This window comes from Streptococcus cristatus ATCC 51100 (genome assembly GCF_000222765.1).
GTDB classification, from domain to species: Bacteria; Bacillota; Bacilli; order Lactobacillales; family Streptococcaceae; genus Streptococcus; species Streptococcus cristatus.
Map to the genome: position 1 here is coordinate 32,254 of NZ_AFUE01000009.1, position 25,292 is coordinate 57,545.

The 25,292-nt window shown below is 45.9% G+C and carries 15 protein-coding genes and 2 pseudogenes; 8 read left to right on the plus strand and 9 right to left on the minus strand.

Annotated features, from left to right (window positions below):
- The first annotated feature begins 115 nt into the window (after positions 1 to 115).
- From pabB to HMPREF9960_RS08545, 3 genes and pseudogenes are all read left to right on the plus strand, one after another.
- A pseudogene (pabB, locus tag HMPREF9960_RS08535) lies at positions 116 to 1,836 on the plus strand (aminodeoxychorismate synthase component I).
- Positions 1,837 to 2,170: 334 nt separating this feature from the next.
- Positions 2,171 to 3,100 carry an ABC transporter ATP-binding protein gene (locus HMPREF9960_RS08540; protein WP_005592455.1) on the plus strand — a complete coding sequence of 310 codons (930 nt, stop codon included), beginning with the start codon at positions 2,171 to 2,173 and terminating at the stop codon, positions 3,098 to 3,100.
- Complete coding sequence (locus HMPREF9960_RS08545) at positions 3,097 to 3,861, plus strand: ABC-2 transporter permease family protein (protein WP_005591220.1); 765 nt, start codon at positions 3,097 to 3,099, stop codon at positions 3,859 to 3,861. The genes HMPREF9960_RS08540 and HMPREF9960_RS08545 overlap by 4 nt, the downstream gene beginning before the upstream one ends.
- Positions 3,862 to 3,902: 41 nt before the next feature.
- Here the strand turns inward: HMPREF9960_RS08545 and HMPREF9960_RS08550 are convergent, their stop codons facing one another.
- The 5 genes and pseudogenes from HMPREF9960_RS08550 to spxB all read right to left on the minus strand — a co-directional run bounded on the left by HMPREF9960_RS08550 (position 3,903) and on the right by spxB (position 9,645).
- Positions 3,903 to 4,778, minus strand: coding sequence for a sensor histidine kinase (locus HMPREF9960_RS08550; RefSeq protein WP_005591221.1), 876 nt, complete (start codon positions 4,776 to 4,778; stop codon positions 3,903 to 3,905).
- Positions 4,779 to 4,780: 2 nt separating this feature from the next.
- Complete coding sequence (locus tag HMPREF9960_RS08555) at positions 4,781 to 5,461, minus strand: response regulator transcription factor (RefSeq protein WP_005592464.1); 681 nt, start codon at positions 5,459 to 5,461, stop codon at positions 4,781 to 4,783.
- 264 nt (positions 5,462 to 5,725) lie between these two features.
- The gene (locus HMPREF9960_RS08560) at positions 5,726 to 7,165 is read right to left on the minus strand and encodes a 6-phospho-beta-glucosidase (protein WP_005591223.1); all 1,440 of its coding nucleotides are present in this window, start codon (positions 7,163 to 7,165) and stop codon (positions 5,726 to 5,728) included.
- 224 nt (positions 7,166 to 7,389) lie between these two features.
- Positions 7,390 to 7,650 carry a SemiSWEET family transporter gene (locus HMPREF9960_RS08565; protein ID WP_001291471.1) on the minus strand — a complete coding sequence of 87 codons (261 nt, stop codon included), beginning with the start codon at positions 7,648 to 7,650 and terminating at the stop codon, positions 7,390 to 7,392.
- A 219-nt stretch (positions 7,651 to 7,869) separates the two neighbouring features.
- Positions 7,870 to 9,645: pseudogene (gene spxB, locus HMPREF9960_RS08570) on the minus strand (pyruvate oxidase).
- A gap of 335 nt (positions 9,646 to 9,980) precedes the next feature.
- Between spxB and HMPREF9960_RS08575 the strand changes: the two are divergent.
- On the plus strand, positions 9,981 to 10,418 hold the full coding sequence (locus HMPREF9960_RS08575) for a GNAT family N-acetyltransferase (protein WP_005592468.1): 438 nt from the start codon (positions 9,981 to 9,983) through the stop codon (positions 10,416 to 10,418).
- A gap of 268 nt (positions 10,419 to 10,686) precedes the next feature.
- Here the strand turns inward: HMPREF9960_RS08575 and HMPREF9960_RS08580 are convergent, their stop codons facing one another.
- From HMPREF9960_RS08580 to HMPREF9960_RS08590, 3 genes are read right to left on the minus strand one after another with little or no spacing between them, the layout of a single operon-like run.
- Complete coding sequence (locus tag HMPREF9960_RS08580) at positions 10,687 to 11,319, minus strand: SGNH/GDSL hydrolase family protein (protein ID WP_005591229.1); 633 nt, start codon at positions 11,317 to 11,319, stop codon at positions 10,687 to 10,689.
- Positions 11,320 to 12,147, minus strand: a complete 828-nt coding sequence (locus HMPREF9960_RS08585; RefSeq protein ID WP_005591230.1) for a Cof-type HAD-IIB family hydrolase — start codon at positions 12,145 to 12,147, stop codon at positions 11,320 to 11,322.
- Between the two features lie 15 nt (positions 12,148 to 12,162).
- Positions 12,163 to 13,245, minus strand: coding sequence for a DUF3114 domain-containing protein (locus tag HMPREF9960_RS08590; protein WP_005592452.1), 1,083 nt, complete (start codon positions 13,243 to 13,245; stop codon positions 12,163 to 12,165).
- Between the two features lie 203 nt (positions 13,246 to 13,448).
- Between HMPREF9960_RS08590 and HMPREF9960_RS08595 the strand changes: the two genes are divergently transcribed.
- The 4 genes from HMPREF9960_RS08595 to HMPREF9960_RS08610 all read left to right on the plus strand — a co-directional run bounded on the left by HMPREF9960_RS08595 (position 13,449) and on the right by HMPREF9960_RS08610 (position 16,186).
- Positions 13,449 to 14,096, plus strand: coding sequence for a metal-dependent transcriptional regulator (locus tag HMPREF9960_RS08595; protein WP_037586384.1), 648 nt, complete (start codon positions 13,449 to 13,451; stop codon positions 14,094 to 14,096).
- A 105-nt stretch (positions 14,097 to 14,201) separates the two neighbouring features.
- Positions 14,202 to 14,663: a MarR family winged helix-turn-helix transcriptional regulator gene (locus HMPREF9960_RS08600; RefSeq protein ID WP_005591233.1), complete on the plus strand. Its 462-nt coding sequence runs from the start codon at positions 14,202 to 14,204 to the stop codon at positions 14,661 to 14,663.
- A complete protein-coding gene (locus HMPREF9960_RS08605; RefSeq protein WP_005591234.1) occupies positions 14,656 to 15,066 on the plus strand; it encodes an EVE domain-containing protein in 411 nt (136 codons plus the stop codon). The genes HMPREF9960_RS08600 and HMPREF9960_RS08605 overlap by 8 nt, the downstream gene beginning before the upstream one ends.
- Positions 15,067 to 15,394: 328 nt before the next feature.
- Positions 15,395 to 16,186 (plus strand): nucleotidyltransferase domain-containing protein, encoded by a 792-nt coding sequence (locus tag HMPREF9960_RS08610; protein WP_005591235.1) that lies wholly within the window; start codon positions 15,395 to 15,397, stop codon positions 16,184 to 16,186.
- A gap of 84 nt (positions 16,187 to 16,270) precedes the next feature.
- On the opposite strand, the gene HMPREF9960_RS08615 is transcribed toward HMPREF9960_RS08610, so the two are convergent.
- The gene (locus tag HMPREF9960_RS08615; protein WP_037586373.1) at positions 16,271 to 25,144 is read right to left on the minus strand and encodes an SIALI-17 repeat-containing surface protein; all 8,874 of its coding nucleotides are present in this window, start codon (positions 25,142 to 25,144) and stop codon (positions 16,271 to 16,273) included.
- Positions 25,145 to 25,292: the final 148 nt, after the last annotated feature.

A 25,292-nucleotide genomic window follows, 5' to 3' on the forward strand; every position in this document is an offset into this window, starting at 1 on the left:
CTTTTTTAAAATAGTATACCGAGCCACTCTCTAATCTGTCAACTATTGTAAAAGAATGAGTGTCTCATCCGATAAATCCGTTTTCATTCAAATTATCTTATGATACAATAAACTCATGCACAAGAAAACAGTTATTGATTTTAAAGAACTGGGCCGGCGCTTGATTTTCAGCCAGCCCATCAAAGAGCTCAAAACACGCGAGTTGGCTGAAGTCAGAGTGATTCTGCAAGAAGTCGAAGACTGGCAGAAAAAGGGTTTTTATGCAGTCGGCTATGTCGGCTACGAAGCTGCTCCTGCTTTTGAGGAAAAACTCCAGGTCCACAAAGGCCCTCTGCTAGGAGAGTACCTGATTTACTTTACCATTCATGATAGAGCTGATGAAGCCCCTTTCCCATTGGCTTATGACGAGGTAGAAATGCCGGCGCAATGGCAGAGCCTAACGACTGAGCAAGAGTATGAAAAGGCCATCGGAACCATTCACCATCATATCCGTCAAGGCGATACTTATCAGGTCAACTACACCCTGCAGCTAGGCGCAGAGCTTAATCCACAGGACAGCTGGGCTATCTACAACCGTCTGGTCATCGAGCAAAACGCCGCCTACAATGCTTACATAGAGCACGATGAACAGGCAGTCTTATCCATCAGCCCTGAGCTCTTTTTCGAGGAGCATCGAGGTGAGCTGACAACGCGGCCGATGAAAGGTACTACCAATCGCGGTCTGACGGTCACTGCAGACTTAGAACAGGCTGCATGGCTCCGTCAGGATCCTAAAAACCGAGCAGAAAATATGATGATCGTTGATCTGCTGCGCAATGACATGAACCGCATTTCAGAGATTGGTAGTGAACGAGTCGACCACCTCTGTCAGGTCGAGCAGTATTCCACTGTCTGGCAAATGACCTCCACCATCAAGAGCCAGCTGCGGCCTGAGATTGGCCTAGGAGAAATTTTTGATGCTCTCTTTCCGTGCGGCTCTATCACAGGCGCTCCAAAGATTTCGACCATGGCTATCATCAAGGCGACCGAAAAAGCCGCCCGAGGTGTCTACTGCGGTACTGTTGGCATCTGTCTGCCAGACCAGAGACGGATTTTCAATGTGGCCATCCGCACCATTCAGCTTGAAGCTGGCAAGGCAATTTACGGTGTCGGCGGCGGCATCACTTGGGATAGCACATGGAAATCCGAGTACATCGAAACCCAGCAAAAATCGGCTGTTCTTTATCGGAAAAATCCGCAGTTTGACCTAGTTACGACTGGGAAGATTGAGCAAGGCAGCCTGACCTTCCAAGACCAACATCTGAAGCGGCTACGGGAAGCTACCCGTTACTTTGCTTATCCATTTGATGAGGAAAAACTGAAGGCAGAGTTGAACCAAACCTTAGCGGAACTGGATCCAAGTACGGACTACCGCCTGCGGATCTCCATCGCCAAATCTGGAAAAGTGACCTGCCAGCTAGAAAAGCTGCAAACACTCCCAGAAGCTTTCTGCAAGGCTATTCTCGTTCCACAAAATGCCAACTTACAACAGCCTTTCACCTACTTTAAAACCAGCTATCGGCCGCATTTATCCTTGGGCCAGCAGGAGCAGATTTACTACAATGCCCAAGGTCAGTTGCTGGAAAGCTCCATCGGCAACCTAGTTCTCCAGCTGGATGGTCACCTCTACACGCCACCAGTCGAGCTAGGCCTTTTGGACGGTATCTACCGCCAGCATCTCTTGACAACAGGTCAGGCCACAAAAAAATTCTCAGCCTAGACGACTTGAAATCAGCAGAAAAAATCTATGCCTGCAATGCACTACGCGGCCTGTATGAATTGGAAATAGATAATTGAGGCTGGGACAAAAGTCCTAGCCTCTCAATTGTCTTTGGATTGTCGAGCAAGACGCAGTGGTTGAGTGGGCTCTACTAGGCTGATTTTATCAGCTTTTACAGCCCTACTCAAATGTGCGGAGGTGGGACGACGAAACCGAATTCTAACCAATTACCGATTTCTGTCCAGCTCTCTTTTTCTATAGGCCTCAGTCCGCTGAGACAAGAAGTATGCCTGCTATTTTAAGATTTTAGAAATATTTTAAAAATGCTTGATGAATACTTAATAAGTGTCCGATATACTGGATAGTGAGGAAAGGATTTCCAAGAATAAATCAAAAAGGAGAAGTAAAACCATGGAAAATATTTTAGTTTTACAAGGGGTCAGCAAAAAGTTCGGCCAGCAGCAAGCTCTGAGCGATGTCAATCTGACCATCAAAAAAGGAGATATCTACGGTCTCATCGGTAAAAACGGGGCCGGTAAAACCACTCTGATCAAAATCATGACCCAGCTGATGCATGCCAACAACGGAACCGTGTCTCTCTTTGGTTCCAGCAATCAGGCCGAATGGACACAAGCCCTCAAGCGGGTCGGCTCGGTCATTGAAACACCCGTTGCCCACAACCACTTGACCGCCTACGAAAATCTCAGCTACTACTGCAAACTCCGCCAGATACCTAATGCCGAGAAGGCCATCCAAGAAACCTTGGAATACGTGAACTTAACAGATACTGGCAAGAAGGAATTCAGAGATTTTTCTCTCGGTATGAAGCAGCGTTTGGGAATTGCCATTGCCTTATTGTCTAAGCCAGATTTGATGATTCTAGACGAACCTATCAACGGACTAGATCCCGTCGGCATCAAGGAATTCCGCCAACTTGTCCAAAAGCTCAATGAAGAGCTGGGCATGACCTTCATCATTTCCAGTCATATCCTATCCGAGCTCTATCTAGTAGCTACGCGCTTTGGCATCATCGACCACGGTCATATGATCAAGGAAATTTCCAAAGCTGAATTTGAAGAGCAAAGCGAAGATTATATCGTCTTAAAAACGGATCATTTGGAGGAAGCCAGCCAGCTGCTCCAAGATCAATTAGGCTACCGCATCAAGGTGGTCAATGCTCTCAATGAGATCCATGTCTTTACCCATTCGCACAACATCAACAATATCGTAAAAGAGCTAGCCACAGCTGACTTAGTCATTCAAGAAATCTACTATGCACGGCAAAATCTCGAAAATTTCTTTACAGATTTAGTTGATCAAAACCAGGGAGGTCTATCATGATTCAAACCATTCGCGCTGACTTTTACCGCCTCTTCCACTCCAAGGGCTTTTGGATTACTGAGTTCGTTTTACTAGCCAATATCCTGCTCGGCGTCCTCTATAAGGTTACCAGCAGATTTGGAACATCCATTGAGACGGATGGACAAAACATCACTCAGCAAGCACCAGTAAAAATGACGGGTATCAATGCTCTTGCCCATTTCTCTGGAAATTCTGACAGTATTATATTTTTCACTCTCATTGTCGTCTGCCTCTTATTAGGTGTGGACTTGTCCCGCAAGCTTTATAAAAACAGCCTCGCTCACGGTATTTCACGGACAGAGTTCTTCCTATCTAAAACTTTGGTCTCCTTTGTTGTCGCCATCTTCCAATTCATTCTCTTGCTAGGGCTATCCTTCATCATCGCTAGCTCTATCAATGGAATTGGGATAGCTCCGACAGGTTTCTTTGGCCAATTTTTGCTAACCATTCTCGTCCAGCTCATGATAACCATCGCTTGGATTGGCATCGTGTCTTTCGTTCTCTATCTCAGCCATTCTATTGCTGCGGTCTTTATTACCTATTTTGTCGGAAGCGCCCTGCTCATCTTTCCAGTCTTGCTCTATCCTCATATAGAATGGTTCCGCTATTTAACCTTACAATTTGGAATAGAGATGGCAGCGGATCCTGCTGTAGTTTTGCGAGCTAGTTTAGTCGCGATTGGCATAGCAGTCTTCTTCCTAGGCAACAGCCTCCTCATTTTCAAGAAAAAAGATCTCTAAAACTAAACAATCAGCTAATCTTCTGACTAGCTGATTCTTTTTTATAAAGCCACAATCAATTCAAACCAATCTCCCTCTGCTTGAATGGTCAAATCACCACCTAAGATTTCGACCAGCTGCTGGGTGATATAAAGGCCCAGTCCAGAGGATTCCTCACTACTGGAGAGGTTTTCAGAATAGAAGCGATTAGTTAGTTTATCCAGATGCAAAATAGGCTTCTGGACCTTATTTTTGACCTGGAAAATAACCTTTTGCCCTTCATTTTTCAGACTGATGCTGGCTGTTTCTCGACCATGTTTGAGGACATTGCTGAGCATGTTCTGGATGATTCGATCAAAGATGTCACTGTCCGTTTCCAAAAGCAGATTTTCAGAGAGATCCACATCTAAATCAATCCCTGCTCGCTGAAAGGCATCATAGTAGGCAAAGAGTTGCTGGGTGACCAGCTGGGATAGATCTACCCGCTGCAACTTTGGTCGAATGGCTCCTTCCATCAAGCGACGGTATTCCATCAGAGCCTCCAAGCGTCTGGATACCATACTTAGATTATCCGCAATCTTTTGCAACTGCTGGTCCATCTGCTCCTTATCAGCGTCTTTGAGTAGCTGTTGCGTGTAGCCACTAGCAATGGTCAGTGGCGTTCGGATATCGTGGGCAATATTGCTGATAGCCATGTCCAAGGTTTTCTTTTCCTGCTGGGTCACAAAGGACATCTTATCAATTTCCTGAAAAAGCTGCTCCACCTCGTCAATCAGAGCCACTAGGCTAGGAGATTGATCTCTCAAAGTCAGCCGAACCTGACTTCCTGTGCGATGTTTGGCACGGATCTGGCTGGTCAGACTACGAATCGTCAGATGATAGCGAACCAGCATGATTAACAAGAAGAGTATGAGCACAAAGGCTAAAATCAACCACATAGCTAATCCTCCTTGAGCCGCACACCCAGACCCCAAATGGTCTCGATATAGTCTGTCGAACTATCCAGCTGGGCTAATTTCTTGCGAAGATTGCTGAGATGGGCATTGAGCGTATTATCGCCTGGCAGATAGGTCTCCTCCCAGACCGACTCATACAGCTCCTCCTTGGTAAAAATCTTTTTAGGATGAGCCAGCAAGGTCTGGAAGATCTGAAATTCCTTCTTCCCTAGCCGCATGGACTGGTCACCAGAAGCAATTTCAAAGGTATCTGGCAAAAGGCGGATATTTTTGATTGAGGTCTCCCCAGCAGGCTTAGACTGAGGCTGCTGACTACCTCGCAATTGGACAGTGACACGCGCCGCCACTTCATCTAGATTAAAAGGCTTGACAATGTAGTCATTGGCACCGTCCAGCAGATACTGACTCACGAGGCTCTTTTCGCCCAGAGCGGTCAGCATGACTACTGGAACCTGACTGGTCTTGCGAATTTCCCTCAGCACCTCATCGCCATTTTTTCCAGGCAGCATAATATCTAGCAGGACTAGATGAATCTCTTCTTCCGCAAAAATCCGCAGTCCCTCGGTTCCAGAATAAGCTGAAAACACGACATGCTCCTGCGTAAAGAGATTTTTCAAAATCTCATGAATATCATTGTTGTCTTCAATTAGTAAAAGATTGGCCATTCTCATTCTCCAATAGCTTGATAAAACTAGTGTAGCAAGGATGAGCCAGCAAGTCAATCAAATATAAACGATACAAAAGAAAGAGAGTGGGACAGAAATCGGTAATTCGTTAGAATTCGATTTCGTCGTCCCACCTCCGCACAGTTGAGTAGGGCTGTAAAAGCTGATGAAATCAGCCTAGTAGAGCCCACTCAACCACTGCGTCTTGCTCGACAATCCAAAGACAATTGAGAGGCTAGGACTTTTGTCCCAGCCTCCTTGATGTTATTTCACAGATGCTCCGTTAGTCGCGATGACTTCCTTGTACCAGTCAAAGGATTTCTTCTTGGAGCGTTTAAGCGTTCCCTTGCCTTCATTGTCCCGGTCCACGTAGATAAAGCCATAGCGCTTCTTCATCTCGCCAGTGCCGGCTGATACTAGGTCGATACAGCCCCAGGTCGTGTAGCCCCACAGAACTACCCCATCTTCATTGATGGCTTCCCGCATGGCCTTGACATGGGCTGCCAAATAGTCAATCCGGTAGTCATCAGCCACATAGCCATTTTCATCCGGACTATCCACTGCGCCCAGACCATTCTCCACGATAAACATAGGCTTTTGATAGCGATCCCAAATGGTATTAAGCGTAATGCGCAAGCCCAGTGGATCGATCTGCCAGCCCCAGTCAGAGCTTTCCAAATAAGGGTTCTTGAGAGAAGCAAAGATATTACCCGCTGTCAACTCATTGACCTCAGGGTCGCCTGAAGCTACCCGACTCGCATAGTATGAGAAGGAAATGAAGTCCACCGTATGCTCCTTGAGCAGCTGCAGGTCTTCTTCTGTCATGTCGACAGTGATGCCCTCGCGCTCCCAAGCTTTCTTGGCATAGTTAGGATATTCACCACGCGCCTGCACGTCGATGAAGAAATAATTTTTCCTGTCTTCCTCCATACCAGCCCATACATCGCGTGGATGGCAGGTGTTAGGATAATTTTGACCCGCCGCTAACATACAGCCGACCTTATTTTCCGGATCAATCTCATGAGCCAGCTTGGTGGCAATAGCTGACGCGACTAGCTCATGATGGGCTGCTTGATACTTGACCTGCTCCTCATTTTCGCCTTCTTCAAAGCAGAGCCCCGCCCCCATAAATGGTGCATGAAGAATCATGTTAATCTCATTAAAGGTCAGCCAGTACTTGACCAAGCCCTTGTAGCGGGTAAAGAGTGTGCGACAGAGACGCTCGTAAAATTCCAGCATGAGACGATTTCGCCAACCACCATATTGCTTAATCAAGTGCATGGGACAGTCAAAGTGAGTAATGGTCACCAGAGGCTCAATACCGTACTTGTGGCATTCCTTAAAGAGGTCTTCGTAAAATTTCAGGCCAGCTTCATTAGGCTCCAGCTCATCCCCCTTAGGAAAAATCCGGCTCCAAGCAATGGACAGACGATAGGTCTTAAAGCCCATCTCACCAAAGAGGGCAATGTCCTCCTTGAAGTGATGGTACATGTCAATAGCTTCCTTAGTTGGGTAGAAATAGCCTTCCTCAAAGTCAAACATCTTTTTCTTACCCGTGATGATGGCTAGACGGTCCTCACCAATCGGCACCACATCTACATTAGCCAGCCCGCGACCATCCGCATCATAAGCGCCCTCACACTGGTTGGCAGCTGTCGCTCCGCCCCACAAGAAACCATCCGGAAAAGTCAGTTTTTCAGTCATAATTCTACCCGCTTTCTTATTGATTGTTTATTTACTAATATTATAGCTCATTCTGTAAACCTTTTCTTATAAAAAACTGCGAGATACTGATACTATTCTACTATTTTGTTTTATTCGACAAATTTTCAGGGTTCGGTTTTAAAGAGATCGTCTTCTAAAATGAAAGCAAATAGTCTCCCTTAAAACAAAAGAGAAGACTGAAAACCAGTCTTCTCTTATTCCTCTTAAATTAAAGCCGTGATGGCCGTCACTAGTCCAAAAATGATTCCCGGTGCATTTGCTGCTGCAAGCGGAATATCTCTTTCTTTTTTGAACAAGCCGTAGTAGACCCATAGGCTACAGTTGATTGCTGCGACGAGCGGTTGGATAAAATTCCCTTTTTGTCCCGCTAGGTTGTTCATGATTTGTGGAAAATAGGACACATACATCATTACGGACATAAAGGTTGCAACCCATCCCAAAATTTTCATTTGTTTTTCAGACATTTTTAATACCTCTTTCATTTTTCGGTTATATTTTATAACGATAGTCCAAAACAATCAAGTTCTTTTCCCCCTTTGTTATGAAGATGTAAACTATCACAATCTTGTGATAAGAAAAAAGACAAAGAAAAAGACCGGATTACTCCGATCTTTTCAAGTTCGACTCTTGAAAATCAAAGAATAAAATCTACAAACTTCAAATTTGATTTTCGGCGAGAGGAATTATTTAATTGCGCGTGATTGCAACCCTTCTTCTTCCAAGAAGAAACGGAATGGTACGAGTTCTTCTGCTTCGTATTTTTCCTTGAAGGCTTTGATGGCTTCTTCTGAGTGAAGTTTTGGATCCAATTCAAGTACTTCTACTGGAAGTGGACGATGTTGAGTGATGTGAGCATCGATAACAACAGTTTTACCTTCTTTGTTCAATTTAACAGCTTCTGCAACAACTGCATCGATATCTTCGATACGGTTTACAGTGAACCCTACAGCACCTTGAGCTTCAGCGATTTTCGCATAGTCAGCATTAGGGAAGTCACAACCAAACAAGTGTTTGTTTGTGTCTTCGTATTTGTCCTTGATGAAGGCATATTTACCATTCGAGAAGACAACGTTGATAACTGGAAGGTCGTATTGAACGTTTGTGATCACGTCTGGGTAGCACATGTTGAATGCACCGTCACCCATGATGTTCCATACTTGGCGATCTGGATTGTCCTTCTTAGCAGCGATACCACCAGGAAGGGCAATACCCATTGTCGCAAAGAGTGGAGATGTACGCCACATGTTCTCAGGTGTCATGTGAAGGTGACGAGTAGATGTTTGAGTAGTGTCACCTACGTCGATTGAGTAGATAGCGTCTTGATCAGCATGTTTGTTGATTGCATTGTAAACTTGGTACAATTGCAATTCACCCTCAGTTTTACCTTCGAGTTTATTCATGTAATCACGCCAGTTTTGGTTGTTCTTAACGTTTGCACGCCACCATGGAGTAGATTCTACTGGGTTTACTTTGTCAAGGATAGCTTTCGCTGCTTGACCTGCGTCACCAAGGATTGAAGCGTCAAGGGCATGACGTTTACCAAGTTTGTAAGGGTCGATATCGACTTGGATGAATTTTTCAGTGTTCTTGAAGGCTTCGTAAACTTCAGCAAATGGGAAGTTTGAACCGAGGAAAAGAACGGTGTCTGCTTCAAAGACAACTTCGTTGGCTGGTTTCCAACCAACACGGTAAGCAGAACCTGTCAAACCTTCATAGTTCCATTCGAAAGCTTCAAAGTTTTTACCAGTGGTGATGATTGGTGCTTTGATTTTACGTGACAATTCAGTAATCACTTCACCAGCTTTAACACCACCGTAACCAGCGTAGATAACTGGACGTTCAGCATTGTTCAAGATTTCAACTGCTTTGTCGATTTCAACTTCGTTCAAAGCAGGAGCGATGAATGAACGTTCGTATGAACCTGAACCGTAGTATGAGTTTTCGTCGATTTCTTGGAAACCAAAGTTCACTGGGATTTCAACAACAGCTGGACCCTTTTTAGAAACTGCAGCACGGCAAGCTTCGTCGATTACTTTTGGCAATTGCTCTGCGTATGCCACACGTTTGTTGTAAACAGCGATACCGTTGTACATTGGGTTTTGGTTCAATTCTTGGAAGGCATCCATGTTGAGTTCGTTGACTGGACGTGATCCAAGGATAGCGAGGAATGGAGTGTTGTCCATAGCTGCATCCTAAACACCGTTAATCAAGTGAGTCGCACCTGGACCACCTGAACCAACTGCAACCCCGATTGAGCCGCCGAATTTAGCTTGCATGACCGCTGCAAGAGCACCAGTCTCTTCGTGGCGAACTTGCAAGAAGCGGATATCTTTGTCTTCAGCCAAAGCGTCCATCAATGAGCTGAGTGTTCCTGATGGGATACCGTAGATTGTGTCTACGCCCCATGTTTTCAATACGTTGAGCATTGCTGCAGATGCAGTAATTTTCCCTTGAGTCATAATAACTCTCCTTCAAAATTAAATTATTTATCGAAAACTTTCAGATAATATAATGAAAACGTTTCAATAAACTTACTCTACAAATTTATCACTTTTTCCATCGCTTGTATAAGAATATGCTCAGGAACGCTTTAGAACTATTACATAACAATTATGAGATTTTTCTGACTTTTGAAATGTATATTATAATAGATTTCAGAAAAAGGTGAAAGTGCCTCTCGCTGACCTTTGAAAATGGGGAAGATTTTAATTTGGAGCAAGCTAGAAATTTAAGGGCTAAACATGCTATAATATTGCTAGGTAAACAAAAAGATTCCAATATAGTAGGTAAAAAGATGATCAGAGAAGCCAGTCCCAACGACCTAGATGAATTACTCCATTTGTACCTCTCCTTGCACGAGACGGCCATTCCAGAAAAAAGCCCATCCTTACAAAAAGTCTGGCAGCGGATGGTAGAAGATCCAGACCACCATATCATTGTCAAAGTGCTTGACGGAAAGATTGTTTCTTCTTGTATTTGTGTCGTTATTCCCAATCTCACGAGAGGACTACGTCCCTACGCCTTGATTGAAAATGTCGTCACTCATCATGACTTTAGAGGCAAGGGCTATGCTAGTGAATGCCTTGATTTTGCTAAGAAAATAGCGACCGAAGCCAATTGCTACAAAATGATGCTGCTGACGGGATCCAAGAAAGAAAGCACCTGGGAATTTTATAAACGGGCTGGCTACAACCACCAAGACAAAACAGCCTTTATCCAATGGCTAGACTAAAGCAAGCAAAAATCTTTAATAAATATAGAAAGAGAGTGGGACAGAAATCGGTAATTCCTTAGAATTCGATTTCGTCGTCCCACCTCCGCACAGTTGAGTAGGGCTGTAAAAGCTGATGAAATCAGCGTAGTAGAGCCCACTCAACCACTGCGTCTTGCTCGACAATCCAAAGACAATTGAGAGGCTTGGACTTTTGTCCCAGCCTCTTTGAAATGTCAGTTTTAACTGCTTGATTAAGCTGGCCAAGAAAAATATTTTCAGAAAACATTTATAGATACGGCTGCAGAACCTTTGACAGCGTCGCATAGCCAGCAATAGTCAAATGCAAGCCATCCGTCGTAAAATCCTCCCGCAGCTGACCTCTCTCATCCAAGAAGCTATCATAAAGGTCTATAAAATGGACATTGGTATAGATGCTTGCTAGGTCTTGATAAGCCCGATTGAGATCCTGAATTTTCTCATTCGTCCGGATATAAACCGTCCCTTTGTACTGCTCCTGCTCATTCACAGGTAGGACGGACAGCAACTGGATCTGAGCCAGAGGATAGTCACGGGAAATTTCCTGAATGACCGCTTCCAGATTGGCCAGCGTTTCAGCCTGATCCATCTCCTTGCCAATGTCGTTGGTTCCAATCAGGAGAAAGACCTTGTCTAGAGCCTGCCCAAAGAGATGGGCATCCAAGTTCTCTAGAAGCAAATCAGTCTTGTAGCCACGAATGCCACGATTGACCAAGGTTTTAGGGCTTTGCACTAGCTCGTGCAGCGGGAAATATTCCACAATCGAATCACCGATAAAAATAATCGCTGGCTCCTTTACCGCAAGCTGATTCAGATCCCGATAATTTTTCTGGATCTTTGCCTGCTCATTTAAAAGCCACTGTTCTAATAGTTGAACTGCCATTTAGACTCCTTTTTCTAAGTATTGCTCAATCACCTGCAAAACACCGGCCTCTGCATTGGCTGGTGCCAAGCGACTGGCAATGCGCTTAATCTTCTCATCCCCATTTTCCATAGCATAGGAGAAATCTGCTAGTTCCAGCATTTCCAAGTCATTTTCGCTGTCGCCAAAAGCCATGATTTCCTTGCTTTTGATTTGCCACCGCTCCATGAGCTGACGAAGTCCCCAAGCCTTGTGGAGACCTTCTTGGATAACGTCAATCGCGCCATAGCCGCTGGTCACGGCACTCAATCTTCCAGCAAATGCTGTATTGATCTGCCGCGTAATCTCTGCTGCTTGCGCTTCATCCACCATAACGCTCATCTTTAGCACTTCTTCAAACGGATGATCTTGCAGATTGGGCACAAAATTCATTCGTTTGTAGAAATGGGCCGCCATTTCTTCTGTCATAATCTTGCTAATCATCGGAAAATCAGTGCCGTCCTGAACAAAGCCACCTTTAGTGGAAGTGACCACCAGATGCACCTCACGTTCTTGACCCTGAAAATAAGCCAGCGTGTCCGCAATCAAATCAGGCTGCCAGAAAGTGCCCAGCAACATTTCATTCTTTTCAAAGATTCTAGCGCCGTTGGCGACGATCAGGGTCATACGCTCTGTCAAATCGCCCAACAATAAACGCATTCTCTGAATTTCATTGCCCGTCGCAATAACAAACTTGATGTCCCGCTCTTCCAGCTGGTCTAAAACTGCTGTCAGGCGTGGTAAATCCAGCTCGCCTCTCGGATCCAAAAGGGTGCCGTCCATATCCGTAGCGATCATTTTAATTGGCATCTTCCCACCTCATTTCTATAGTCTCAGATACTTATTTTTCACTTTATTCCATAAATATTTGAGATAATCTTTCTCTTTTAACTTTTCGACTAATAATTTTTCAAAGTTTTTTACTTGGACATCTACTTGACTTTTAGCGCTTTTCCCCTCAATCGCATAGCAGCTCTTAGCCGTATGGTAACCAGCCAGACCTCGATTATTCTGAGGGGCTTTGAAGGCTTGCCCTCCATTTCGAATCGCTAGCTTACGAAACTGGGGATCCCACTGGGCTGGACTTTTGACATCGTAGTAATAATGGGAACTGTGATTGAAAAACGAAGGTTTCTCCCCATAATTAAAACTAGCTCCATTGACTAGCCCATTTTGACTGCTCTTTTCTGGATCCAAAACATTAAGGAATCGCTCTTCCCTATCCAGAATAAACTCGGTATGGAAACGATGGAGAATCTTGATATTGGCCTGATAAGGCTGCTGGTCTGGGTAGGTCACCTTGCCCTTATTGACAAAGGCTTTATTGTGCAACCGCGAAGATTCCCAGAGCTGACAATCCAGGTCAGGATGCGCCTGAAAATAGGCTACAAGAGCCTGGCCGTCTGTCATCCCCGGCTTACGGAAATGCTGTCTGACCCACTGGGCCTGCTGACAAGAAATAAGGTAGCGAAACTGGTGCAACTGACCTTTTAACCTTTGATTACCACTGTCTGCAATAAAGTCTGCTGGAGAAAAAGCCTGCCGAATCGTTTGAGAAAACCGGCGCCAAAAGGGAGCGTGTGGCGATAAGTCCGGATGTATACGTGAGAGCAAGCGGGTGATTTCTGCTGCTTCCCCGCTCAATTCATCAGGCATGTCCATATAGAGCATAGCTAGCTCTAACAATTTCTCAGCTTGCTGGGGCTGGACTGCTCGACATTCAAAAGACCACAGTTTCTGAAAGAGGGGACTGCCAAATATAAGGGCCTCCTCAAAAAGACCTTGGCGAGCTGATTCATGCGGCAATGACGCCATTTCTGCTAGAAAAACTGTATCAAGAGCAGCTTGAGACCAGCCGAGCGCTTGTAATTCTGTATAGCATTGCTCTATTTCTACTTTCATCACCATCCACATCCATCATATGAAATTTCTTCAGCACCGTTCGGAGCTTCGCTAGCAGGCTCATGCAGCCTTCTATAGCTCTCCTATTTACCTCTAAATATGCCAAAATTTCAGCTAAAAGTCAATGTGCAAAGGAACATCCAATCTCAAATTGTATTCTTTCAGCATTTTTTGCTATACTAGTCTTAGGAAAACAACGAGGACAAAAGATGACGCCAAATAAAGAAGACTATTTAAAATGTATTTACGAGATTGGCACGCGCCAGGAGAAAATCACCAATAAAGAAATCGCCCAGCACATGCAGGTTTCCCCGCCAGCTGTGACGGAGATGATGAAGAAAATGCTGGCTGAAGAATTCCTAATCAAGGACAAAAAGGCAGGCTATCTGCTAACTGACCTAGGCTTGCAACTGGTCTCTGACCTCTACCGCAAGCACCGATTGATTGAGGTGTTCTTGGTCCAAAAGCTGGGCTACACCACAGACGAAATCCATCAGGAAGCCGAGATTCTAGAACATACCGTTTCTGAGCGCTTTGTCGCAGGCTTGGAAAAAATGCTGGATTTCCCTGAGACCTGCCCTCACGGTGGCACAATCCCAGCCAAACACCAGCCGCTAAAAGAAAAATACCATCAAACTTTGGCCTCCGCTCAGGAGCCTGGTAGCTACCTCATCCGCCGTGTCCACGACGACTTTGAGCTTTTGGCTTATTTGGAAAAGCACAATCTGAACATAAACCAAGAAATCAATTTCCTCCAGTATGACGACTACAGCCAGCTCTATCAACTAGAAGTAGACGACCGAGCAATCCAAGTTAGCCCTATGATTGCCCAACAGATTTATGTAGAAAAACTATAAACAGAACCCAGTTCGGACTTTTTAGTCTAAACTGGGTTTTTATTGACAAAAATAAGATGTCAGATTATAATAAGTATACTTACAAAATATCCAGAGGAAAAGCTAATGGAAAAATCTCAGTTTAACTCCATCTATAGGGATGAATACAAAAAATCAACCGGTCTGCTCTTTATCCGTACCTATCACAAGTGGCATGGGCTGATAAAAAACAAACTGAGAATGATTGATTTGACCCATCCCCAGTTTGTCGTTCTGACCACTCTTGCTGCACTCCTGCATCAGCAAGAATGGGTGAATCAGACCGATATTGCCCAATTTTCTGACATGGATGTTATGACCATATCCCAAATCATCCGCCTCTTGGTCAAGAAAGATTTGATCATGCGGGAAGTCCATCCCAAAGACAGCCGCGCCAACATCATACTTCTAACAGATATGGGGCTGCAAAAGGTCAATCAAGCTCTTCCTCTGGTAGAAAGCATTGATCAGGCATTCTTTAGAAAATTAGAAGATAAAACAGAAATATTAAATCAACTCTTAATAGAACTGGAGGCAGAAAATGACTAGATTTTGGGTGGGCGTCGTATCAAAAGAACATGTACTAAGAGGTGTAGAGGGAGGCTTTTGCCAAGTCTGCCATGGAAAGAAAGCACCACTGAACCGAATGAAAAAAGGAGATTACCTTTTGTACTACAGCCCCAAGTATCAGCTGAATGATCAGGAAAAATTGCAGGCCTTTACAGCAGTTGGCAAGATTCTAGATGATACAGCCTACCAAGTAGAAATGTTTGAGGGTTTCTTCCCTTTTCGACGTGACGTCAGCTACTACCAGCCTGTCAAAGACTGCCCCATCGAGCAAGTACGGCCACATCCCGAATGGCGTCAATATGCTTCTCAACTACGTTATGGACATTTTGAAGTTTCGAAAGAATTTTTTCTCTATGTCTTTGAACAGATGAAGGGAGAATAGGAGGCTGGGACATCCTGACCTCCTATTTTTTCGTATCCGATATCATAATGCTCTATAATTGTTTTAGCAGGAATTATGGAGTTTTTTTAGGAAAAATCCTATCTACCTTACTGAAAAGAATAAATTAAATCAATAGAAAGATGTATAGAAAACAACCAAATCACATCACAAACCTCCTAGAAAGACCTGGGCTTTTCTGATCAAAATAATACTCTAGACACTTCCACTTCATCACGTTTTTTAAAAGAAAGAAAAGATCCTATTTACCCCCTTGCAAACCTTTTCACTTTTTGCTAGAATGATATCAAAAAATTAAGAAGGACAAATTATGCCACAAAATCTCTTTAAAGAATTGGCTCAACTGGAGCAAGTGGAAGCTCTGGCTCTAGGAGGCTCACGGGCCGGCCAACATTTTGACCAAGACTCAGACTATGATGTTTATGTCTACCTGAGCGCTCCTCTCGCGCCAGCCATCCGCCAGGAAATCCTCAGCAAGTACTGCTCCTATATGGAAATTGGCAATCAATTTTGGGAACTGGAAGACGACTGCGTCCTCAATAATGGTATCGAGATTGAGCTGATTTACCGCTCGCTGGACGACTTTGACCAAGACCTACGAACTGTCGTTTTAGAGCACCAAGCCCAGAATTCTTACACCACCTGTATGTGGTACAATCTGATCCACAGCAAGATTCTCTACGATCGAGACGGTCGCTATGCTGACCTCCAGAGCAAGTACAGTCTGCCCTATCCGGCTGAGCTGAAAAAGAATATCATCAGTAAGCAGCTCCTACTTCTTGACCAAGCTATGCCAGCCTTTTCAAGACAGATCAAAAAAGCTCTCAAGCGCCAAGATCTGCTCAGCATCAATCACCGCAGCAGTGAGTTTTTCGCCTCTTACTTTGATGCCCTCTTTGCCCTCAATGAGCAGCTCCATCCAGGCGAAAAGCGTATGCTCCAGTATGCCAAAGAAAATTGCTCCCGCCTGCCTCGGGATTTTGAAGCCAATATCCAAGACTACTTCCAACATCTCTACCAGCCAGAACAGCAGCAAAAAGCGGTCCTAGCCTTGGATAGCCTCCTAGACAATCTTAAGCACTTGATTGAAGCATCCATCTAGAATTTCAACAAATAAAAAGCTCATGAACCTGCTGAAAAGCTGGTTTCATGAGCTTTTTTCTATTTTCGACAAGCAAACTAAGGCTTATTTGTTAAAGATTGACTGTCTGAAGTCGTCTGTCTCACGAAGATAGGCATTGTAAATCTTCTTCTTGAGCAGGTTGACCCAGCTAGCTTCAACACGATTTGTCGCATTGGTAATGTTGCGCACATCCTCTGCGACTGCTTCGTCCATCAGCTTCTGCATCTCTGCATACGAGCGAATGGTTACTTGCTTGGTACTGTTAGGATTTCTGAGTTCGTACTCAATGGTGATTGGTTTGAGCTTGGTTAGCTGGTCAATCCGCTCTTGGTACATGGCCTTCTTGAAGGCCGCCCAAGAGGTGTATTCACCCTTGAATACATTTTCCAAGACCTTCTGGTCTGTCACCAGACCAACATCTCTCCTGAGCCAGCCATCCCAGGTCGTCTTGCCTTCTGCAGCAGCCTCTTCAGAGAATTTCCCTGAGACATAAGGGACAAAACCTTCATGGTAGCCCTTGGCTGCTAGCAATTCATAGGCTGTGCGACGGAACATAACGTCACCCGGCGCCCCATTTGGATTGCTCAAGGCTGAGTAGATTGGCGAGAAGAGGCTGAGACTGAGGTAGCCATTACGCGGATACTGTCCGCTATCTTTATTCTCTCGACGAGTGATGACATCATTGTCAATCAGGGATTCAAAGCTGGTCAGCTGCTTGATTTCCTCAGCAGTGAAACTGCGGGTCTGGTTACCAGCATGGGTCTGCTTGCCATATTTATCCGTAATATAGTAATTTTCCATCTTTCTGAACCACTGGAGCTTGGCTGCATCGCTCTGCTTGACCATCGAAGTCCCCTCTAGGTAATCCAGTGTGTAAATCATGTCAAACATGCCATGGACATAGTGCTGCAAATCTGCCGCATTTTGGACACGTTCCTTGAAGTTGTAGGTATGCATCCGTGTCTTAGAGTCCTTGTCCGTCTTGAAGAGGGTATTGAGGGTAATGGTAGGCTCATTTGGACTTGGTGTGGACTGCAAGAGACCACGCGCATAGAGCTCAGCCCCCAGTCCTTCGCGGCGACCATAACCTTCAAAGTAGATCGAACCATCAGAGTTATGCGTCATCTCATGGGTGTAGACAGAGTTCCCATAGTCTTCTAACAAGCGAGCAGCATCAAAGTGGGTGACACTTCCCGTAGCATAGGCATTGTATCCCTTGCTTGGATACCACTTGCCGGCTGGTCCGAAGAATTCCTGCATAGCTAGTGATTTCTTGTCATTAGCTGGAGCCCAATATCTTTTACCATCCTTGTCAACCAATGAGAATCCATCGTAAACTAGAACAGAACGGAAGAGCTTGTCCTTGCTTTCAGGACTTAAAATCTTATACCAGAAATCATAGTGGTCACGTTGCCATTCAGCTGACTTTCTAACTCGGTCTTCGACATACTCAACCAATTCTGCATCTGTTCGCACCCTGTTATTGGCATCAAGGCGGTAGCGATCATAAGCTCCCATGGAGACGGTGGACATATTGGAGATGACGTAGACACCCTTCTCAGTCATGGTCAAGAGCGGCAGAAGCATGCCCTTGTGTTCCCAGTTATCTGCAGTAATCTTGTCGTAAACGCCGACAGAATACTTGCTCTTGGCCTTAGCTGTATCTTGAAGCTGTCTAGCTTCTGCCACATCCGACTTAGCCTCAACGATGTAGGCTTTTGTATTGGTCTTGAGCCACTCGTTATTGGTCTTGTCTGGCAGGAAGAGCTGGCGATAGCTTTCCAGATAGTTGAAAAGGCCACGCTTACCAGTTGCTTCAGAGAGCGAGTTATCGTAGGCCAGATGGTTATTCTTGGCCTTGAGATTTTCAAAACCAGACTGACCGAGTGCAATGATGGTATCTAGCGTCGAAGCCTTATGATTACCAAAGAAATCAAACTTATAGGCCGACAAATCCTTGACATTGGTCTTGTCATAGTTGATATTATACCAGCGGTTGAGATAGGTCAGACCCAGCAGTAATGCTTCCTTATTGGCTCTAATCTTCTGAGCTACATAGTCAGCTACAACATCGCCTTCAGTATTGATGGACTTGTCCATAGCCAGAACCTTGCGCAACTCTTCTGCCAACTTGGTCTTGACTTGGTCAAAGGCTGTGTCCAGATAGAGCTCATCCAGAGAAGCATCCGCATTCACGCCTAAAACAGTTCGCATGGCTGGTGAGTCAAGGACAACCTTGTTCAACTCTGGCAGCACTTGGTTAAGAACCCTGCTATAGTCTGATAGGAAGGTTTCTGGTGTATAAAGGAGGTCTAAGCCATTCACAGTGTACTCTGCGATAGCTTGATGTTTGAAGTCTCCTTTATAGGTCAGATTTAGATAATCAACCGTCTTATCCTCAAAGTGCAGCATCAGGCGGTTAATCGTAGTCTTGTTGCTATTGATATCCATGATCATCTGGTCGCCCTTCATCGGAACCACATCCAGCAAATACTCTCTAGTAAGCTTGTGATTATCTGGAAGTTTATTGCCGTAGGCAACGATGGTTTCCTTATTGTAGAATGGCAGAAGTTTTTCCATATTAGCATAGGCTATCAGACGGTCTGCACGAGTATTCTTTTCCTTGCTGTAGTCAACAGTATGAAGATTGAGATTGCTGTCTTCTAGCGTGGTCCTAATGTCTAGGCTCGCCAGCTTCTCTTCAGCCTCGTCCAAAGTCAGAGTAGACGTGACAAACTGATCATTGCCTAGAGTTTCGTTTCCTTCAACGGCATAGGCTTCTTTAATGCGATCATTCTTGTAATCTTGGTCGCCAGAAATACTGTAGACATTTGTACCGCTGACATTGCTGATAACATTGTCAATCAAGCCATTGAAGTAATTGGAACCGACTACTCCACCGATTTGACCATTCTTCGTAGAGTTTTGGATCTTTCCAGTCACATAGGAACGGCTGATGCGGGCATTGTCTTCCAAGCGACCGACCAGACCGCCGAAGCGCTGCTCGTTTGTTCGAGCACCTGCTAGAATGGTCACATCCGCCCTGCTCTGACTCAGCAAGGAATTTCCTCCCTTGAGGTTGGCAACCAAACCGCCGACATTATAAGCCTTGTACTGCTTGTCATTGGCTTGGATAGTTCCTGTAAAGGAGCTGTTGGTGATTTGGCTATTACTTGCAACAACGACCAAACCAGCCGCTTGCGAAGCATTGCCCACTACCGACACTCTACCTTGGGCAGAAACATCCGTGATTCGCGCATTATCTGCACTACGAGCCAAGGCAGCAGAGTCATAGGTGCCGATAATATTGACCTCTTTCAGGTCCAGATTAGAAATAGAGGAACCGCTCTTGAGGTTTTCAAACAAAGGCTTGGCTAGATTATAAATCGCATACTGCTTGCCATTGTGATTACCAGTCAGACTGCCTGTGAAGTTTCCTCGGAGATAGACATAATCCGCAGGTGCCAGACTGACCTCGCTCGCATCCAAATCGGCTCCTAGAACAAAGTTGCCAGCCATATTTTTCTTCATGGCGTCTACCAAACCAGCAAAGCTCGTGTAGACATTTTGCTGACTAGGCACTGCCCTGCTGATATAAAAGTCATAACCAGACTTGTAGCCTGTGTCACCCTCTTGCACCAGCTCAGGCAGAGAGACCCTAACCTTGTAGACAGCCTTGCCATCCTTCTGGCCTTCTGCCATGCTGTGAACCGGAAGGAGCATGTCCTTGGATTCAATCGATTTGACTTTGACAAAGTAGGTAGACAGGTCCGTAGGTATAGTGCTCATAGAAACGACACGCTTGAACTGGTCCTTTTCTTTTCTGTAAAACTCTGCCGAATCAATATCTCGGAAAGAAATCTTCTTGTATTGCAACTCAAAGTTGCGGCTATCTTTTTCAAGGTCAGTCAGGCTGCCAGCATCAAGCTCATAAGTCAGCTTGGTTTTCAAAGTATAGCCTGTATAGTAGTCTAAATCGTCAATCTTCAGACTTCCTGCCACATTGGCAATCGGAAGCGAGCGAACAAGCTGGTCTCCCTTGTACAATTCAGCTGTCGCTGAGCGCAAGGATTTTGTCTTGTCTTCCAAGCTGTATTGAACCGTGACCGACTTATCCTCTGGATTTTCTGTCAGACTTAAGATCGAAACTGTCGGCTTGACCTTAGGCACACCATTTAGAGCCGTCTTGCTTGCTGTCAGGCTGGCAAAAGCTTGATTGACCTGCACTTGTGTGGCGGTTTGATTATTCAGAACTCCTTCTGCCTTGGTCAATTCGTTTGTATAGGCTGCTTTCTTATCTTCATCAGCATTCTTATATTGGACGGTCGTCTGCACAGTGCTGCCCAAATCATGTTCATTCCGCAAGCGTGTTTTGTCTACTTCAAGACCCTGTAACTGAGCCTTTGCTTGATTGATTTGGTCCACCAGCTGATTGACTTCTTCTTGGCTGGCTTGTGACTGATTGAGAAGCGCTTGGCCTGCCGCCAAAGCAGTATCATAGGCTGCTTGGTGACTTTGACTATCATTGAAATAGCGAGCCTGAGCCTTGATTTTCTCTGCTTCTGTCAGTAGATTGTGAAGCGAAATCAGATCGAACTCTCTCAAGGCTTCCACTTGCGGGGCATCGCTTGGTACCATGTGCGGTTTTATTGTGCCAACTTTGACAAGCTGAGCAACTGCTGCTCGCGTTTCCTCGTTGGACAGCTCTTGGCGGGCAAGTTCTTGACCGTTAGAAGTATAAACTCTAGTCTTGATGGTTCGCTCGCCTAGCACTCCTGGAGTAACGATGTGGCGAGCGCCTTGCACAAGCTCATCCGTCTCTTCCTCTCGCGTAGTGAAATCGATTTTCTCTACTCGCGTTTCATCCTTATAGGTCAGTGGGTACTCTGGTAAAGAGGGCTCTTGCGGAGCAGTGCTCGGTACCATATGTGGCTTGGCTGTCCCAATTTTGACAACTTGTGTGACCGGAGCTAGAGTTTCCTCATTGAACAGCTCTTGACGGTCAATTTCCTGACCGTTGGAAGTATAGATACGAGTCTTGATGGTCCGTTCGCCTTGCACACCTGGAGTGACGATTTGGCGGGCACCTTGTACAAGCTCATCCGTCTCTTCTTCACGTGTGGTAAAATCGATTTTCTCTACTCGCGTTTCATCCGTATAAGTCAGCGGATATTCTGGGAGGGCAGATGCTTGCGGAGCAGTGCTCGGTACCATATGTGGCTTGGCAGTGCCAACTTTGACAAGCTGCGTAACTGGGGCTAGCGTTTCCTCGTTGGACAGTTCTTGACGGGCAATCTCTTGTCCGTTGGAACTATAGATACGAGTCTTAATCGTACGCTCGCCTGGCACTCCTGGAATGACGATATGGCGGACACCTTGGACAAGCTCATCCGTCTCCTCTTCACGTGTGGTGAAGTCGATTTTCTCTACTCGAGTTTCATCCGTATAAGTCAGCGGATATTCTGGGAGGGCAGATGCTTGCGGAGCAGTGCTCGGTACCATATGTGGCTTGGCAGTGCCAATTTTGACAACTTGTGTGACTGGAGCTAGAGTTTCCTCGTTGGACAGCTCTTGACGGGCAATTTCTTGACCGTTGGAACTATAGATACGAGTCTTAATCGTACGCTCGCCCTGCACTCCTGGAGTGACGATTTGGCGGGCACCTTGGACAAGCTCATCCGTCTCTTCTTCACGTGTGGTAAAATCGATTTTCTCTACTCGCGTTTCATCCCTATAAGTTAGCGGATACTCTGGAAGGGTAGATGTTTGCGGGGCAGTGCTCGGTACCATATAGGACTTGGCAGTGCCAATTTTGACAACTTGTGTGACTGGAGCTAGCGTCTCCTCGTTGGACAACTCTTGGCGGGCAATCTCTTGACCGTTGGAGGTATAAACTCTAGTCTTGATGGTACGCTCGCCTTGAACACCTGGAGTGACGATTTGGCAAGCATCCTGAGGTAACTCATCAGTATATTGTTCCTCGATGTTAAAAGCAATCTTCTCCACACGAGTTTCATCCTTTGCAACCAACTCTAACTCAGGAAGTCCATGGACTGGAGCAGTATCTGGGACTTTTCCATAACCAGTTAACTCGGGAACTTCATGAACGGGAGCGCTATCTGGAACTGTACCATAATCAGTTAATTCAGGAACCTCGTGCACAGGAGCAGTGTCGGGAAGGGTGCCATAGCCAGTGAACTCGGGAACTTCGTGTACAGGAGCATTATCAGGAACGGCGCCATAATTAGTGAGCTCAGGAACTTCGTGTACAGGAGCGCTAGCGGGAACAGTGCCATAATCAGTTAACTCAGGAACTTCATGAACGGGAGCGCTATCTGGAACTGTACCATAATCAGTTAATTCAGGAACCTCGTGCACGGGAGCAGTGTCGGGAACGGTGCCATAATCAGTTAATTCTGGTTTCTCGTGCACGGGAGCACTAGCGGGAACAGTAGCATAATCAGTTAACTCAGGAACCTCGTGCACAGGAGCGGTATCTGGAACCGTGCCATAGCTAGTTAACTCAGGTTTCTCATGTACGGGAGCGCTAGCGGGAACAGTACCATAGCCAGACAACGCTGGAACTTCGTGCACGGGAGCGCTAGCAGGTGCGGTGCCATAACTAGTGAGCTCGGGGACCTCATGCACAGGAGCAGTATCGGGAACCATGCCATAATTAGTTAACTCAGGTTTCTCATGTACGGGAGCGCTAGCGGGAACAGTACCATAGCCAGACAACGCTGGAACTTCGTGCACGGGAGCAGTATCGGGAACAGTGCCATAATCAGTTAACTCAGGAACTTCATGAACGGGAGCGCTATCTGGAACTGTACCATAATCAGTTAACTCAGGCTTCTCATGCACGGGAGCAGTATCTGGGACTGTGCCATAATCAGTTAACTCAGGCTTATCATGCACGGGAGCGGCATCTGGGACTGTGCCATAATCAGTTAACTCAGGCTTATCATGCACGGGAGCGGCATCTGGAACCGTACCATAATCAGTTAGCTCGGGGACCTCGTGCACAGGAGCGCTAGCGGGGACCGTACCATAATCAGTTAACTCGGGGACCTCGTGCACGGGAGCGCTATCCGGAACTGTACCATAACCAGGCAACTCAGGAACCTCGTGCACAGGAGCGCTATCCGGAACCGTGCCATAACTAGTAAGCTCGGGAACTTCGTGCACAGGAGCGCTAGTGGGGACCGTGCCATAGACAGTTAACTCGGGTTTCTCGTGCACGGGGGCACTATCTGGAACGGTGCCATAATCAGTTAACTGAGACTTCTCGTGCACAGGGGCTGTATCTGGAACGGTGCCATAATCAGCTAACTCAGGCTTCTCTCGCACAGGAGCGCTATCTGGGACCGTGCCATAACTAGATAGCTCAGGCTTATCATGCACGGGAGCACTAGCGGGAACCGTGCCATAACTAGTGAGTTCGGGGACTTCGTGCACGGGAGCGCTATCTGGGACTGTGCCATATCCAGACAACTCGGGTTTCTCATGCACGGGAGCGCTATCTGGAACCGTACCATAATCAGTTAACTCGGGTACCTCGTGCACGGGAGCACTAGCAGGAACGGTGCCATATCCAGGCAACTCGGGTTTCTCATGCACGGGAGCGCTATCTGGAACCGTACCATAATCAGTTAACTCGGGTACCTCGTGCACGGGAGCACTAGCAGGAACGGTGCCATATCCAGGCAACTCGGGTTTCTCATGCACGGGAGCGCTATCTGGAACAGTACCATAGTCAGACAACTCTGGAACCTCGTGCACGGGAGCGCTATCTGGAACCGTGCCATAACTAGTGAGCTCCGGAACTTTATGGATTGGAGCCTCTTTAGGAACTGCCTTATTTGCTGCAGTCCCGACTAAAACAACTTCTGAAACAGGCTCAGTGGTTACTTGATCGGAAACCTGCTTGCTCTCTACGACTTTTCCTTCAACACTATAGTGGCGTGTTACGATCTTGCGAATCCCTGGAATGCCCGCACGTATCACTCGAGATTGTCCTTCGGCTAAGTCATCTGAATACTGATACTCCGTTTTATAGGGGATTTCTTGGGTCTGGGTCGCTGCTTGACTTGTAAATTGCAGTTCTGGTCGCTCATGAACAGGTGTTTGACGAGCAAACTGCCCTTCTTTAGCAGCAATTTCCTCCCTTTCCTTCTCGGAGAGATGGTCTCCGCCAGCAGGCTGCGCCTCTTTCGGAGCTTCAGTATTCTTAGGGCGACTTGCTAACTCTTTCAACTCCTGATCAGGCTGACTAGCTGAGGCTTCCTTTTGAAGGGCTGGCAGCTGAGAGTTTCCTCTTTGAGCTAGTTGATGCTGCGCTTCTTTTTTAAGGTAACCAATATACTGGTAGCCAGCAATTTTCAATGGTTCTGGCAACTGATCGCCAACAGCCAAAGTCAGACTTTGATTATAGGCAGCCAAATCCGTACTGCTGATTGCCAAAACAGAAGCTGGCAGAAGCACAGAACCCAAGCCTGTCACAAGCAAAATAGAAGACAGGTATCTCTTGCCATTTTTCCCTCGTGCCAGCACTAAAACAACTAAGGCCAGACCTGTAGCTGCAAAAGCTGCTCCCAAAAGGCCTGACTCGCCTGTCTTAGGGAGCTTCCCTGACAAGCTTTCCTGACTTGTCGGACGGTAAACCAAATAATAAGCGTCCGAATTTTCTTCCGCAAATTTGGGTAGTTCATTTACAATAGCAGCTTTTTCAGCCTCAGTCAGATCGCTCTCCACCACATAGTGGTACTGAACGACGGTAGACTGATTGGCAGATACTTCTGCTGCCTCGACAGAGTTGACAGCTCCTCCCATTGTCGTACACAAAAAGAAGCTTCCGATAGTAGCGGAAACTAGACCTACAGACAGCTTTCTAAAAGAATAGCGCTGGTATATGTCACCAGTGACTCTTTTTTTCATAAAATTCCCTTTTCTTCATATAATAAACTAATAAAAATTTTACTGGATTTTACTCTAAATTGCAATCCCTTAGCCTGATAAAATACTTTTCTTTCAGCTGTCGAAAAGGTCTCCATTTTAGCGACAAGTAAAAAGCAGATTCTCTGGG